Here is a 14,172-nt window from a genome sequence, read left to right as displayed (position 1 = left end):
GGCCGTACCCCCGGCGCCACCGGAGGTATCCCCCGTGACATCGACCGCACCGGACGACGTGACCGCAGCGACCCGCACCACGCGGGCGGCCGCCGCCACTCCCACCGCGCAGCTGGCCGCCGCGACCCGCGCCGCGCAGCTGGCCGCCGACCCCGAACAGCCGATCTGGATCACCCTGCTCGACCCGGCCGAGGTCGCCGACGCCGCCGCCCGCGTCGACCCGCAGGCCCCGCTGGCCGGCACCGCCGTCGCCGTGAAGGACAACCTCGACCTGGCCGGCCACCCCACCACCGCCGGCTGCCCGACCCTGGCCGGCCGACCGGCCACCGCCTCGGCCACCGCGCTACGCCGACTCACCGACGCCGGTGCCGTGGTCATCGGTAAGACCAACCTGGACCAGTTCGCCACCGGGCTGGTCGGCACCCGCAGCCCGTACGGCGCCTGCCACAGCGCGGCCAGCGCCGCCCATGTCAGCGGCGGCAGCAGCTCCGGCAGCGCCCTCGCCGTCGCCACCGGCCTGGTGCCGCTGGCGCTCGGCACCGACACCGCCGGGTCCGGCCGGGTGCCGGCGGCCTTCAACGGCATCGTCGGGGTGAAACCGACCCGGGGGCTGATCTCCACCGTCGGGGTACTGCCCGCCTGCGCCGGGCTGGACTGCGTCACCACCTTCACCCGGACCGTCGCCGGGGCCCGCCCGGCGCTCGCCGCCCTCACCTGGGCCGATCCCGACGATCCGTGGTCGCGGCCGATGCCGGCCCAACCGCCGGCCGGGGTCGCCACCCGGATGCGGGTGGTCGCCGTACCGGACCGGCCGCTGGACCTCGACCCGGTGCACGAGACCGCCTGGCGGGCGGCGCTGCGGCGGCTGCGGACCGTCGCCGCGCACGTGGTGGAGGTCGACGTCACCGCGTTCCTGGCTGCCGCCCGGCTGCTCTACGACGGACCGTGGCTGGCCGCCCGCTGGGCCGCGTTCGGGCACCTGTTGGAGCCGGACGGCCCGCACCTCGACCCGACGGTACGGACCATCGTCTCGCGGGGACGTGACATCGCCGGGCCCGACGTCTTCGCCGGACTGGACCGCCTGGCGGCGCTGCGCCGCCACACCGAGGGCGTCTGGTCCGACGTGGACGCACTCCTGCTGCCGGTCACCCCCGGCCACCCCAAGCTGGCCGAGGTCGCCGCCGACCCGGTCGGTGTCAACGCCCGGCTGGGCCGGTTCACCAACTTCGTCAACCTGCTCGACCTGTGCGCGGTCGCCGTACCGGCCGGGACCCGCGCCGACGGGCTGCCGTTCGGTGTCCAGTTCATCGCCCCGGCCTTCGCCGACGGCCCGCTGCTCGACCTGGCCGCGCAGTGGTGCGGCGAACCGGTGGCCGCCCCGGTCGACGCACCGACCGGGACGACCACCGTTGCGGTGGCCGGCGCGCACCTGACCGGGCTGCCGCTCAACCATCAGCTGGTCGAGCTGGGCGGGCGGCTGACCTACCGGGCCCGGACCGCCCCGGGTTACCGGCTCTACCGGCTGGCCGGGCCGGGCCTGCCCCGCCCCGGGCTGGTCCACACCGGCGACGGCCCGCCCGGCGGCATCGCTGTCGAGGTGTGGCGGCTGCCGCATCAGGCCGTCGGCGCGCTGCTGGGCACCGTACCGGCGCCGCTGGGGCTCGGCTCGGTCGAACTCGACGACGGTAGCCGGGTCACCGGGTTCCTCGCTGAAGAGCACGGCGTCCGCGACGCCGTCGACGTCACCGCCGCCGGTGGCTGGCGGGCCGCCCTCGCCGGCGGGCCGCCGGGGTCGCCGGCGGCCGACCCCCCCGCGGTCAGGCCAGCCGGCGCAGGAGCTCCCTGACCAGCGGGCCGAACCGGGCGGCGGCCCCGTGGCCCGGCTCCCAGGTGCAGGCGATCCCGACGGCGGCGACCCGGCCGGTGTCCAGCAGGGTCGTCACCGCGTCGGCCACCTCGGTCAGGTGCGGTCCGCCCGGCGCGGGGAACCGCAGCCCCGGCAGGTCCACCGGGTCCACGATGTCGGCGTCCAGGTGCAGGTAGATCGGCTGGTCCGGCAGGTGCGCGACGGTGTCCGCGAGGTCGGTGACCCCGCAGCGGCGGATCGCCGACCCCCGCAGGTGGTCGACCTCCGGCGGGTCGAGGTCCCGGCCGTCGACGAGGACGACCCGGTCCGGCGCCACCGGGATCAGGTCGAGCGCCGTCGCGATCAGCTCGGGGCGGTGGCCGGTCAGCAGCCGCAGTGGCATCCCGCCGAGATAGCCGCTGCTGGTCGTCTCCGGGGTCTGCAGGTCGCCGTGCGCGTCGCACCAGACGACCGCCGGGTCGACCCCGGCGCGCTGCAGACCGGCCAGCACCCCGAGGGAGGTGGTGCAGTCACCGGACAGCACCAGCGGACGGTGGCCGGCGGAGACCGCACCGGCGACGGTCACCGCGACCGCCCCGTACAGCCAGGCCAGCCGCGCCCACTCGGTGCCCTCGGGCAGCGACGGCAGGACGGTCGTCTCCGCCGTCCCCGGCACGTCCAGCTCGGGCAGGTACTCGTCGAGATGGTAGGGCACCAGGATGCTCGTCACCCGGCAGAGACTACCGTGGACACCGCCCCTCCACAGGGGACGGGGCTGGCTCAGGACGCCGGCGCCAGCCCGGTGCCGAGCATCGCCTCGGCGCGTTTCACCAGGTAGTACCAGGCGGTCTCGCTGTGCTCGGTCACCTCGCCGATCGGCATCTCGGGATTGTCGAACGGCTGGGTCTGCAACTTGAGCAGATAGCCGGTACGCGGGTCGAAGCCCCACCAGATGCTGCCGGCCGCCTGGTAGTCCGGGGTCTGCTCCACCGCGTTCCAGACCAGGGTGACCGCCGGGTAGTCCCGGGCGGTCACCACCGGGCCGTAGTCGGTGTAGTCGGCGGCGGTCCGCTCGGCACGGCACTGGACGGACCCCAGCTGCCGCAGATACTCCTCGACGGCGGCCCGCTGCCCGGCCGGTACGTGTGACACCTGCACCTGGGCGCTGATCAGGTCGCTGGCCCCACCCAGGTAGAGGTAGCCGGTGCCGTGCGGGGTCGAACTCCAGCCCAGTTGCCACTCCGGGTCACCCGGGCAGCCCCGGAACGGGCCGAACGGGGCGAACTGGCTCTCCTGCGTCACCACGAAATCAGTCGGGCCGGTGCCGGTGACGAAGTTGCCGTCCCCGGGGCGGGGCACCACCTCGGCCAGCCGGTCCAGCGGCGGATCGGTGACGGTCAGCCGCACCGACCGGCGGCCGCTGTCGCCGGTGAAGGTCTGTCGGGCCAGCTCCACCGTGCCGGAGAGCAGCTCGCGGATCGCCCCGGCGTTGCGCCAGATCGCGAGCACCGCGTCGAAGCGCCGTTTCAGCAGTCCGCTCAGGCTGTTGCTGATCCCGTTGAAGATCCCTTCGACGTAGGTCTCCGCCGGCTTCTCCATGAACTTGATCACGAAGTCGACGAGTGGCTCGGCGCACCGCACCACGCCCTCGTAGTAGGCGTTCGCGGCCGACAGCACCCAGCCGGTGAGGTCGGCGCCGTTCGGGTTGCCGACGATCCGACCCAGCTTGATGCTCTCGGTCAGGATGCACTCGGCGGTCTGCAGGTACTTCTCGGACTGCCGCCACAGCTGCAGCGCCCTGCTGTCCGGGCTCAGCGGCAGCAGCAGTTGCAGCAGCAGGCCGGAGGCGTCCAGCAGGACGTGCCCGTAGTCGAGCCGGGCGCTGAGGGTCACCGTACCGGACTCTGGCAGCTTGGCCGGGTCGAGTCGGAAGGTGACCCGGGTGCCGGAGCTGAGCACCACGGCGGTGTCGCCCATCAACGTCCGGACGTCCTCGACGAGCGCGGTGTAGATGTTGTCCCGGCCGGTCGGCCCGGTGCCGGAGTCGGGTGCCGATTCGACCGTCAGCGCGGGCGGGAACTCCAGCAGCAGCGGATAGCCGACCGTGTTGCCGATACTGAACTGGTAGGTGCCGTCCCGGTCGGGGTGGAACCGGGCGCAGGTGTCCATCCCCGGGATGAAGTCGCCCAGGTCGACCCGGACCGGCAGGGCCTGGTAGCGGCACTCCAGCGGCGGCGGCACGGACAGGATCCCGGCGACGCCCCGTGCGTACCGGTTGGCGTTGATCTCGCGTTGCAGCACCAGCGCCGCCTGCGCGGCGGTCTCCTCCTGGTCCCAGGCCGCGACGACCCAGTAGGAGAAGTGCCGGGTCTGGGTGCTGATGGTGCCGGCGGCGGTGTCGATGTCGCCGCCGAGCGGCAGCCACTGCTCCCAGTCGGCGACGTAGGTGGCGATGAACATGTCGTCGACCGGCGCGTCCGGCGGGTAGTCGAAGGTGATGGTGGCCGGCCCGGTGAGTTCGCCGCCGTCGAGTTCCACCCGCGCGACCTCACCGAGCGGGGTGATCATGCTCTGCTGCGGGAACGCCGGTGGATCGTCGGCCGCCTCGACCCGCAGGCTGGCACCCCGGCCGTCGACGGCCGAGCCGTCCACCCGTACGGAGATCCCGGCACCCGGGTCGCTCGCGGTCAACGGCGGACCATCGCGGCCGAGCACCACGAGGGTGACGGTGACGGCCAGGGCGAGGACGACGACCACGACGGCCGAGACGGTCACGAGGCTGCCGCGGGTCATGGGTTCGGAGTCTTCGTTGACCGACGGTGGGCGGACAACCGTCCGCAGGTCGGCAAGTCCGGCCGACCGGCGGCGTCGTCTGGCCGGGCGGTCAGCCCATGATCACGCCGATGGTCAACCCTTGATCACGCCGACGGTCAACCCTTGGTCGCGCCGACGGTCAGGCCACCGATCAACTGGCGCTCGGCGACCGCGTAGAAGGCCAGCGCCGGCACCATCGCCAGCACCACGTACGCCAGAACCTTGGCGCTGTCGTCGGCGTACTGGCCCTGGAACTCCTGCACACCGACCGGGATGGTCCACCAGCTCGGGTCGTTGAACACCACCAACGGGAGCATGAAGTTGTTCCAGCTGGCGACGATGGCCAGCACCGAGACGGTGGCGATCGCCGGCCGGGCCATCGGTAGCAGGACCCGCCAGAAGAAGCCGAACGGTGTGCAGCCGTCCAGGATCGCCGCCTCCTCCAGCTCGGCCGGGATGGCCCGGAAGAACGACCGCAGGATGATGATCGTCACCGGCAGCCCGAAGGCCGCCTGCGGCAGGATCACCCCGAGCGGGTTGTCCAGCAGCCCCAGCGTGCGCAGCAGGATGAACAGCGGCAGGATCGCCACCGCGAACGGGAACATCAGTCCGATGGTGAAGAACAGGAACACCAGTTCCCGGCCGCGGAAGGCGTAGCGGGCGAAGATGAACGACGCCAGCGCCGCGACCACGACGACGAGCAGGGCCGCGCTGGCCGCGATCAGGGTGCTGTTGAACAGCTGCCGCCAGAACGATCCGGAGCCGAGGATCTCCAGGTAGTTGGCCGGAATCCACGGCGCCGGCAGGCCGAACGGGTTGGTCGACAGCTGGGAGTTGTCCTTGAAGCCGCCGAGCACCGCGAAGACGATCGGTACGATGATCAGCAGTCCGACGAGGGCCGAGACGGCATGCAGCGACAGGTCCCGCAGGGTGCGGCGGTGGCGGGTGCCGGCCACGGCGGCGCTGGTGGACCCACCTGCCGTGGGGTGCGGAGAACGTGCCGGTCTGCTCATCTGCGGCCCCGCATGGTGGTGATGGCTCCTTCGAGGTCGCGGCGCAGCACGAACCGCTGGTAGAGCACCGCGAAGAGCAGGCTGATCAGGAACATGGCGATGCTGATCGCGCTGGCGTAGCCGACCTCGAAGCGACGGAAGCCGTACTGGAACATGGTCACCGCCATCGTCTCCGAGGCGTTCAACGGACCACCGCCGGTCAGCACCCAGACCAGGTCGAACAGCTGGATGGTGCCGATCACCGCCAGGAACAGCGAGATCCGGATCGTCGGGGCGAGCAGCGGCAACGTGATGTGCCGGAAGGTCTGCCATCCGCCGGCGCCGTCGGTCGCCGCGGCCTCGTGCAGCTCGGCCGGGATGTTCTGCCGACCGGCCAGCAGCAGGATCATGTGGAAGCCGAAGTACTTCCAGGTCATCACCAGGAAGACCGAGTACAGCACGGTGGACGGGTCGGAGAGCCAGGTCGAGCTCAGCGCCTCCAGGCCGACCAGGCCGAGCAGGTGGTTGGCCAGTCCCCGGTTCGGGGAGAAGACCATGGTGAACAGGACCGCCGTGATGACCTCGGACAACACGTACGGGGCGAAGAACAGTGTCCGGTAGACCGCCCGGCCGCGCAGCTTCTGGTTGAGCAGCAGCGCCAGGCCGAGGGCCAGTGGCAGCTGGACGGTGACCGACAGCACCAGCAGCAGCGCCCCCCGCCGCAGGTCGCCGAGGAAGACCGGGTCGGCCAGCAGCCGGACGAAGTTGTCCAGGCCGATGAAGTCGGTCGGTACGCCGCCGAATCCGTTCCACCGGAAGAAGCTGGTGTAGCCGGCGACCAGGATCGGCACGATCACCAGCAGGGCGAACAGCACCAGCGCGGGCAGCAGGAACGCCACGATGGTGATCCGGTCGCTGATCCGGCGGCGCCGCAGGGCGCGGTCGGCCCTCGGGGTCAGTGGCCGACCCGGGGCACGCGCCGGGTCGGCGACGGTGGGCGTGGCCGACATCGCTCAGCGCTGCGCCACGGTGGTGACCGCCTCGGCCACCTGTGTCGGGGACATCTGCCCGGCGATCAGCTCGGCGACCCGGTCGTTGACCTCCTGGCCGACCGCCGGGGCGTAGGCCTGGTCCAGGTAGAGCTGGAAGCCGGTCGCCGTGGCGAGGGTCTCGGCGACCAGCGCGAGGTTCGGGTCGGTGATGGCGTCCTCGGCGCCGATGGTCACCGGCAGGAACGCACCCGTGGCGACCGCCCGGCGCTGGTTGTCGACCTGGCTGATGAACTCCAGGAACCGCAGCGCGTCGTCGGGTGCCTCCCGGCCGACGGCGAAACCGCCGCCGCCGCCGAACGCGTCCGACGCCGAACCCGCGCCGCCGTCGACCGCCGGGAACGGGAAGAAGCCGAGATTCTCGCCGATGCCTCCTTCGACACCGGACGCCTCCTCCTGGACCACCGGCGCCCACTGCCCCATCAGCTCCATCGCCGCCTGGCCGTTGCCCATCGCGGCGGCCTGGCCGTCGGGATCACCGTACGACGCGCCGAGGAAGCCCTGCTGGAACGGTTCGAGGGCGACCAGCTCGGCCAACCGCTCGCCGGCGCCGATGAACGCCGGGGTGGTGAAGTCGTTGTCCTGCGCCGCCTGGTCGAGCGCCTCGAGGCCGCCGATGCGCATCGCGAGGTAGGCCCAGTAGTAGTGGCCCGGCCACTTCTCGCCCCCGGCAAGCGCCACGGGGGTGATCCCGGCGGACTTGAGCGCGCGGACCACGTCGAGGTACTCGGCCCAGGTCTGCGGCGGCGCGTCCACACCGGCGTCGGCGAACAGCGCCTTGTTGTACCAGAAGCCGACCATGCCGATGTCGAACGGAACGCCGTACAGCCGGCCGTCGACCTCGTACGGCAGGGTCGACGCCGGGGCGAGGATGTCCCGCCAGGGGGCGACGGCGTCGGTGATGTCCTTGCACAGTCCTGCTTCGACCTGCTGGCGCAGCACCCCACCGCCCCAGGTGTGGTACAGGTCCGGCGGGTTGCCGGCCTGGGTGACGGTGGTCAGTCGGGCCTTGAACGCCTCGTTCTCCAACGGCGTGACGGTGATCGTGACGCCGGTGTTCTGCGCCTGGAACTCCTCGGCCAGGGCAGCCCAGACCGGCAGCATCGGGTCGGTGTTCTGGATGTGCCACCAGTCGAAGCCGGGACCGCCGTCGCCGTCGTCACCGCCGCAGGCGCCGAGCGCGAGCGCTCCGGCGCCCAGGCCGGCCAGGCCCAGCAGCGACCGGCGGGACAGGTGGATCGGACTCGCCATGCGCCGTCCCCTCACATGGGCGGGCACGTCGCGGAGGACACGCACGCCGTCGGATACCAAATACGATCGATCCCGGTCACCGAAACTTTTCGCCGCTAGATCGACATCAGGCAATGGTTGCGGTCACGCTACGACGGCATCCCGCGACGGTCAAGACCGGAATCCCGATGCCATGCGCAGGAATCAATGGCTCCCGCAACATCGATCCTGGTGGCATACTTTCCGGAAAACTATCGAAATGGTGCCGCAGCCCGAGCCCGGAGGACCACTGATGCCGACCGAAACGACCGAAGTAGCCACCTCGGCCCGGGTCATCACCAATCCGGTGCTGCGCGGGTTCTACCCCGACCCGTCGGTGCTGCGCGTCGGCGACGACTACTACCTGGCCACCTCGACGTTCGAGTGGTACCCCGGGGTGACCCTGCACCACTCGCGGGACCTCGTGCACTGGCGCCCGATCGGCGGAGTGCTCACCGAACGCCGACTGCTGGACCTCACCGGCGCCGGCGACTCCTGCGGCGTCTGGGCACCCGACCTGACGTACGCGCACGGGCTGTTCCACCTCGTCTACAGTGATGTGTCCAGTTTCGCCAGCGGCTACTGGGACCCGCAGAACTACCTGATCACCGCGCCGTCGATCGACGGGCCCTGGTCCGACCCGGTGCGGCTGCACGCCCACGGCTTCGACGCCTCGTTGTTCCACGACGACGACGGCAGCACCTGGCTGCTGGCGATGACCGCCGACTGGCGGCCCGGCCGGGACCGCTTCGGTGGTATCGAGATCCAGCGCTACGACCGGGAGGCCCAGCGACTGGTCGGCGACGCGGTCACCATCTTCACCGGTACGTCGGCCGGGCTCACCGAGGGGCCGCACGTCTACCGGCGCGACGGCTGGTACTACCTGGTCACCGCCGAAGGCGGCACCAGTTGGGAGCATCAGGTCACCGTCGCCCGGTCCCAGTCGCTGCACGGGCCGTACGAGGCCGACCCGCAGGGCGCGATGCTCACCTCGGTCGGTCGCCCCGAGCTGACCCTGCAGAAGGCCGGACACGGCAGCCTGGTGCAGACACCACGCGGCGAGTGGTACCTCGCCCACCTGGTCGCCCGGCCGTACACCCCGCTCGGCCGCTGCGTCCTCGGCCGGGAGACCGCCATCGCGCGGGTCGACTGGTCCGCCGACGGCTGGCCCCGGGTCGCCGGGCAGCTCCCGGCCGAACAGGTCCCCGCCCCCGACCTGCCGGCGCACCCCTGGCCCGCCGAGCCGGAGACCGACCACTTCGACAGCCCGCAACTCGGTCCACGCTGGGCCACGTTGCGCCGCCCGGCCACGCCGGACTGGCTCGACCTGACCAGCCGCCCGTCGCACCTGCGCGTCGTCGGCGGTCAGTCACCGGTCGGTCGACAGCGCCCCAGCCTGGTGGCCCGCCGGGTGGGGGCGTCGCACTGCGTGTTCGACACCGTCGTCGAGTTCCGCGCGGACACCCCACGCCAGCTGGCCGGGGTCACCGGCTACTACAACACCGAGAACTGGCACTACGCGTACGTCACCCGCACCGACGACGGTCGCCAGGAGCTGCAGCTGCTCAGCTGCGACAGCGGGCGCCGCCGGGCGTACCCGCAGGTCAGTGTCGACGTCACCGAAGTCGACCAGCTCGGCCTGCGGGTGGTGTTCGACGGCCCGGTGCTGCGGTTCGGCTACCACCGGGGCGACCAGTGGCGGGAGTTGCCGGTGGAGCTCGACGCGACGATCCTGTCCGACGAGTACGCCGCCCGGATGACCGACGGCGAGCCGGAGGCGTGGGGGTTCACCGGCGCGTTCGTCGGCCTCTGGGTGCAGGACATCGGCAACGACGGCGGCTACGCCGACTTCGACCACGCCAGCTACCGGGAGCGGTGAGCCCGGTCGCGTCAGCGGGCACCGCCGTTGACGTACAGGGTCTGTCCGCTGACGTAGGACGCGTCGTCACTGGCGAGGAAGGCGATGACCGCGGCGATCTCCGCCGGCTGACCGACCCGGCGCAACGGCGTCTGCTCGGCCACCTGCCGGCGGTGCTCCTCGGGGTCCACGCCGATGCGGTCGGCGACCGCTGCGGTCATCGCCGTGGCCACGTAGCCGGGGGCGACCGCGTTCACGTTGATGTTGTACGGCCCCAGCTCGATCGCCAGGGTCGCGGTGAGCCCCTGCACCCCGGCCTTCGCCGCCGCGTAGTTGACCTGGCCACGGTTGCCCAGCGCGGACCGGCTGCTCAGGTTGACGATCTTGCCGTACCGGGCCGGGACCATGTGCCGCTGCACCGCCCGGCAGCAGTGGAACATGCTCGACAGGTTGGTCCGCAGCACCGCGTCCCAGTCGTCGACCGGCATCTTGAACAGCATGTTGTCCCGGGTGATCCCGGCGTTGTTGACCAGGATGTCGAGCCGACCGTGGTCGGCCGCCAACCGGTCGATCATGGCGTCGACAGCCACCGGGTCGGTCACGTCGCAGCCGACGGCGACCGCCGCGCCACCAGCGGCGACGATCTCGTCGACCACCGGCTGGGCCCGCTGTGCGCTCAGGTCGACCAGCACCACGGTGGCACCCTCGTCGGCCAACCGCCTGGCGGTGGCGGCCCCGATCCCCTGGGCGGCTCCGGTGACCACGGCGACCCGGCCGGTGAACCTGTCCATCGAGCGACTCCTTCGGCGCACGTCGGTACCGGCGGTCGGACGGGTCAGCGCAGACCGTCTCGTGGTCGGCGCCGACCGATGTGCCGGTGCCGACCATTGTGCCGGTGCCGGTCGGCCGCTCAGGGAGTGGGATCCCGGGCGTCGTACCGGGCGAACCCCGGCTGGTAGCGGGCCAGCGCCACCAGCACCAGCAGACAGGCCGCGCCGCCGGTCACGGCGGCCAGCGCCTCCCCGGTCAACTGCGCGGTCGTGCCCAGCACCAGCTGGCCCAGTTGCGGACCACCGGCGACCACCACGATGAAGACCCCCTGCAGTCGGCCCCGCAGCGCGTCCGGCGTCGCCGCCTGCAGGATCGTCATCCGGAACACCGAACTGACCGCGTCGGCCGCACCGGCCGCCACCAGCGCCGCCACCGCGAGCCAGAGTGCCGGACCCGCGCCGCCACCGGGTGCCGGGCCGGGCGACGCGGCGACGACCAGCCCGAACGCGATGATCGTCGCACCCCACGCCGCCACCGACAGCAGCACCGCCAGCCCCTGCCGACGGACCGTGCCCAGCGGGCCGGAGAACAGGTTGGCCGTGACCGTACCGGCGGCGATGGCGGCGCTGAGCAGACCGACGGTGGTCGCCCCGCCGCCGATCGCGGTCGCTCCGATCGCCGGGAACAGCACCCGTGGCATGGCGAACACCATCGCGGCCAGGTCGACCAGGAACGTCATCCGTACGTTGGGTCGGGTGCCGAGGAATCGCAGGCCCTCCCAGACCGACGCCAGCCCGGCCCGGCGGACCTCGCCCTCCGGCGGCACCGGCGGCAACGCCACCAGGGTCACCAGCGCCACCGCCACCAGCGCCACTTCGACGGCGTACGTCGCCGAGTAGCCCCACCAGCCGACCAGGGCCCCGGCGAGCAGCGGGCCGACCGTGTACGACAGGCCCATCGACAGACCGGTGAGGGCGTTCGCCGCCGGCAGCAGGCCGACCGGCAGCAGCCGCGGCACGATCGCCGTACGGGCCGGATTGTTGACCGCGAACAGCGCGTTCTGCACCGCCACCAGGGCGTAGAGCAGCCCGACGCTGCCGACGTCGAACCAGGCCTGGGCGGTGAAGCCCACTCCGACCAGCAGCAGGCCGGTCGAGGTCGTCACCACCACCCGACGCCGGTCGTAGGCGTCGACGATCGCCCCGCCGTAGAGGCCGAACGCCACCAGTGGTACCAGCGCGAACAGCCCCACCAGGCCGACGTTGAAGGTCGACCCGGTGATGTCGTAGATCTGCAGGCTGACCGCGACGGTGGTCAGGCCGGTGCCGATCGCCGACAGCGAGGTGCCGAGCCACATCCGGCGGTACGGGACACTGGACCGCAGCGGGCTGAGGTCGATCAGAAGGCGTGGCACGCCCGGCATCATGCCGGTCCAGCTGAGGGTGGTCGCGGCCGCCTCGACGGATCCCCCGGACGGGGGTTCAGCCGCCGGCGACCGATCCGATCACCTGCACCTGGGCACCGTCCGGGACCGGAGTGTCCAGACCGCCGCTGTGCCGGTGGTCGGCGCCGTCGACGTAGACGTTGACGTACCGGCGGATCTGGCCCTGCTCGTCGCGGATCCGGCGGGCCAGGCGCGGCCAGCGCTCGGTCACCTCGTCGAGGACCGCCCGCAGCGTGCCGCAGGTCGCGACGGACAACCGGGCCTGGCCGTCGCTGTCGGCCCGCAGCGGACCCGGCACCAGCAGGGTCACCACTCAGACCACCGCCGCGCGGACGCAGAGCACGTCGGGCAGGGCGGTGGCGACGGTCCGCCACGAGTCGCCCTCGTCCCGGCTGGCGAAGACGTCGCCGCTGCGGGAGCCGAAGTAGACCCCGGCGGTCGGCGCGTCGTCGGTGGTCAACGCGTCCCGCAGCACCACCGGGTAGTAGGGGTGCTCGGGCAGGCCCGCCGTCGACGGCTGCCAGCTGGCTCCGGCGTCGGCGGACCGGAACACCCGACAGCGGTGGTCGACCGGGAACCGTTGCGCGTCGGCGGTCAACGGGAAGGTGTAGATCACCCCGGACCGGTGCGGGTGTGCCGCGATCGGGAACCCGAAGTCGCTGGGCAGTCCGTCGGCGATCGACGACCAGGTGGCCCCGGCGTCGTCCGAGCGGTAGACCCCGTGATGGTTCTGCGCATACAGCCGGTCCGGCGCGACCGCGTCCCGGGCCACCTTGTGCACGCACTGGCCGAACTCCGGCCACTCGTCGGGCAGGAAGTAGGCCCGGATGCCGGTGTTGCCCGGTGCCCAGCTCGCCCCGGCGTCGCCGGTGCGGTAGACGCCGCCGGTAGACATGGCGACCAGCACGGTGGCCGGGTCGCGGGGGTCGGGCAGCACCGTGTGGATCGCCTGACCGCCGAACCCGGCACCCCACTGCGGCCGGTGCGGGTGGTCCCACAACGGTCGGACCAGCTCGAAGCTGACCCCGCCGTCGGTCGACCGGAACAGTGCCGACGGCTGGCTGCCGGCGTACACCACGTCGGGCTCGGCCGGTGACGCCGGCACCAGCTGCCAGACCCGGTCCAGGGCGGTTGCGGTGTCGGCCGGGAACGCCACCGGCGGCTGCGGCGGCTCCGACCAGGTGCGTCCGAGGTCGTCGCTGACGCTCACGCTCGGCCCGAAATGGGAGCTGGTGACCGAGGCGAGCAGCCGGGGCACCGCCCGACGGGTGTCGACCGCGACGGCGTACACGGCGGTCATCGGCAGGTGCGGGCCGGTCACCTGCCAACTACGCCGGTCGTCGTCGCTGGTGGCGACGAACAGGCCCTTCGCCGTTCCCACCGCGAGCAGCACTCGCGTACCTGGTGTCCCCATTGATCACCCTCCGGTTCGCACGACGCCGACGGCCGTCGTCGGCCCGACCGGAGTATGCAGCGGGGGACCGACATTTCAGGCCGGCCGATCCGGGCTGGTCAGGCCGGCTCAGCGGGGGTGGCGAAGCCGTACCGCTCGGCGTGGTCGGGATCGGCCGGGTCGATCTGGCGCAGCCCCTCGTCGGCCAACCGCTTGTTGATCTCGTCGAGGTGGTCGCGGACCAGCCGGGCCTCATCCTCGGTGGTCCGACCGCGGTGCGGCTTGCCCGCGTGCTCCAGGGTCGCGTAGTCGATCCGCTCGGTCGACCGGCGGGTGGTCCTGGCCGGCTTGACCCGCTCGGCGGTCCGCAGCAGCTGGGCCATGGGCACGTCGGTGGCGAGCGAGTCGAACTCGCTGGCGGTCAGCGTCACCCGGCGTGGCTCGCCGTCGCCCTGCCCGTCGTGGATCTCCACCACGGCGACGTCGAGCGCCGCGTCGTCGATGCTGTCCACCTCGTCGGGTCGCGCTTCCAGCCGCACCGGGCCGGCGACCAGGTCCGGGTGCTCCAGGACGACCACCCGCACCACCTCGTCGCCCGGATCCAGAACAGCACCGCTGAAATCGGAGACGTACACCGTCTTCCTGCCCATGTCGTTACATCTCCCGTCGGTCCGGTGGCCGCCCTGACGCGGTGGGCGGCCCAGCCGGTGAACGAAGCTACCCGACAGGTGTGCGA

Annotated in this window: 12 protein-coding genes; 2 read left to right on the top strand and 10 right to left on the bottom strand. The window is 72.3% G+C overall.

What is annotated here, in order from left to right:
* Positions 1-34: 34 nt before the first annotated feature.
* Entirely contained in the window at positions 35-1,846 is a 1,812-nt protein-coding gene (gene atzF / locus ACN28F_RS23995; RefSeq protein WP_421359787.1) for an allophanate hydrolase, read from the top strand.
* On the opposite strand, the gene ACN28F_RS23990 is transcribed toward atzF, so the two are convergent.
* From ACN28F_RS23990 to ACN28F_RS23970, 5 genes are all read right to left on the bottom strand, one after another.
* Positions 1,818-2,576, bottom strand: coding sequence for an arginase family protein (locus ACN28F_RS23990; protein WP_289210136.1), 759 nt, complete (start codon positions 2,574-2,576; stop codon positions 1,818-1,820). The genes atzF and ACN28F_RS23990 overlap by 29 nt on opposite strands.
* Before the next feature lie 50 nt (positions 2,577-2,626).
* Positions 2,627-4,639 (bottom strand): hypothetical protein, encoded by a 2,013-nt coding sequence (locus ACN28F_RS23985; RefSeq protein ID WP_421359785.1) that lies wholly within the window; start codon positions 4,637-4,639, stop codon positions 2,627-2,629.
* 137 nt (positions 4,640-4,776) lie between these two features.
* Positions 4,777-5,673, bottom strand: a complete 897-nt coding sequence (locus tag ACN28F_RS23980) for a carbohydrate ABC transporter permease (RefSeq protein ID WP_421359783.1) — start codon at positions 5,671-5,673, stop codon at positions 4,777-4,779.
* The gene (locus ACN28F_RS23975) at positions 5,670-6,662 is read right to left on the bottom strand and encodes a carbohydrate ABC transporter permease (RefSeq protein ID WP_289210133.1); all 993 of its coding nucleotides are present in this window, start codon (positions 6,660-6,662) and stop codon (positions 5,670-5,672) included. Before ACN28F_RS23975 ends, ACN28F_RS23980 begins: the two co-directional genes overlap by 4 nt.
* A gap of 3 nt (positions 6,663-6,665) precedes the next feature.
* Complete coding sequence (locus ACN28F_RS23970) at positions 6,666-7,952, bottom strand: extracellular solute-binding protein (protein WP_289210132.1); 1,287 nt, start codon at positions 7,950-7,952, stop codon at positions 6,666-6,668.
* Positions 7,953-8,223: 271 nt separating this feature from the next.
* Between ACN28F_RS23970 and ACN28F_RS23965 the strand changes: the two genes are divergently transcribed.
* A complete protein-coding gene (locus tag ACN28F_RS23965; RefSeq protein ID WP_421359781.1) occupies positions 8,224-9,849 on the top strand; it encodes a glycoside hydrolase family 43 protein in 1,626 nt (541 codons plus the stop codon).
* Positions 9,850-9,860: 11 nt separating this feature from the next.
* Here the strand turns inward: ACN28F_RS23965 and fabG are convergent, their stop codons facing one another.
* The 5 genes from fabG to ACN28F_RS23940 all read right to left on the bottom strand — a co-directional run bounded on the left by fabG (position 9,861) and on the right by ACN28F_RS23940 (position 14,086).
* Complete coding sequence (fabG, locus tag ACN28F_RS23960) at positions 9,861-10,619, bottom strand: 3-oxoacyl-ACP reductase FabG (protein WP_289210130.1); 759 nt, start codon at positions 10,617-10,619, stop codon at positions 9,861-9,863.
* Positions 10,620-10,738: 119 nt separating this feature from the next.
* Entirely contained in the window at positions 10,739-12,013 is a 1,275-nt protein-coding gene (locus tag ACN28F_RS23955) for an MFS transporter (protein ID WP_289210129.1), read from the bottom strand.
* 67 nt (positions 12,014-12,080) lie between these two features.
* Positions 12,081-12,356: a MoaD/ThiS family protein gene (locus ACN28F_RS23950; protein ID WP_289210128.1), complete on the bottom strand. Its 276-nt coding sequence runs from the start codon at positions 12,354-12,356 to the stop codon at positions 12,081-12,083.
* The gene (locus ACN28F_RS23945) at positions 12,357-13,436 is read right to left on the bottom strand and encodes a WD40/YVTN/BNR-like repeat-containing protein (protein ID WP_421359778.1); all 1,080 of its coding nucleotides are present in this window, start codon (positions 13,434-13,436) and stop codon (positions 12,357-12,359) included.
* A gap of 119 nt (positions 13,437-13,555) precedes the next feature.
* Complete coding sequence (locus ACN28F_RS23940) at positions 13,556-14,086, bottom strand: hypothetical protein (protein ID WP_289210126.1); 531 nt, start codon at positions 14,084-14,086, stop codon at positions 13,556-13,558.
* Between the last annotated feature and the right edge of the window lie 86 nt (positions 14,087-14,172).

Origin of the sequence: Solwaraspora sp. WMMA2101 (genome assembly GCF_049179175.1) — a bacterium.
Taxonomy (GTDB): domain Bacteria; phylum Actinomycetota; class Actinomycetes; order Mycobacteriales; family Micromonosporaceae; genus Micromonospora_E.
Note: the sequence above shows the minus strand (reverse complement) of the source record. Positions and strands in the feature narration are given on the sequence as shown.

What these genes read in the sequence shown, in the direction of transcription:
- ACN28F_RS23970 (WP_289210132.1), bottom strand. Translation starts at nt 7,952, where the DNA reads ATGGCGAGTCCGATCCACCTGTCCCGCCGGTCGCTGCTGGGCCTGGCC.
- ACN28F_RS23985 (WP_421359785.1), bottom strand. Translation starts at nt 4,639, where the DNA reads ATGACCCGCGGCAGCCTCGTGACCGTCTCGGCCGTCGTGGTCGTCGTC.
- ACN28F_RS23940 (WP_289210126.1), bottom strand. Translation starts at nt 14,086, where the DNA reads ATGGGCAGGAAGACGGTGTACGTCTCCGATTTCAGCGGTGCTGTTCTG.
- ACN28F_RS23980 (WP_421359783.1), bottom strand. Translation starts at nt 5,673, where the DNA reads ATGAGCAGACCGGCACGTTCTCCGCACCCCACGGCAGGTGGGTCCACC.
- fabG (WP_289210130.1), bottom strand. Translation starts at nt 10,619, where the DNA reads ATGGACAGGTTCACCGGCCGGGTCGCCGTGGTCACCGGAGCCGCCCAG.
- ACN28F_RS23965 (WP_421359781.1), top strand. Translation starts at nt 8,224, where the DNA reads ATGCCGACCGAAACGACCGAAGTAGCCACCTCGGCCCGGGTCATCACC.
- ACN28F_RS23975 (WP_289210133.1), bottom strand. Translation starts at nt 6,662, where the DNA reads ATGTCGGCCACGCCCACCGTCGCCGACCCGGCGCGTGCCCCGGGTCGG.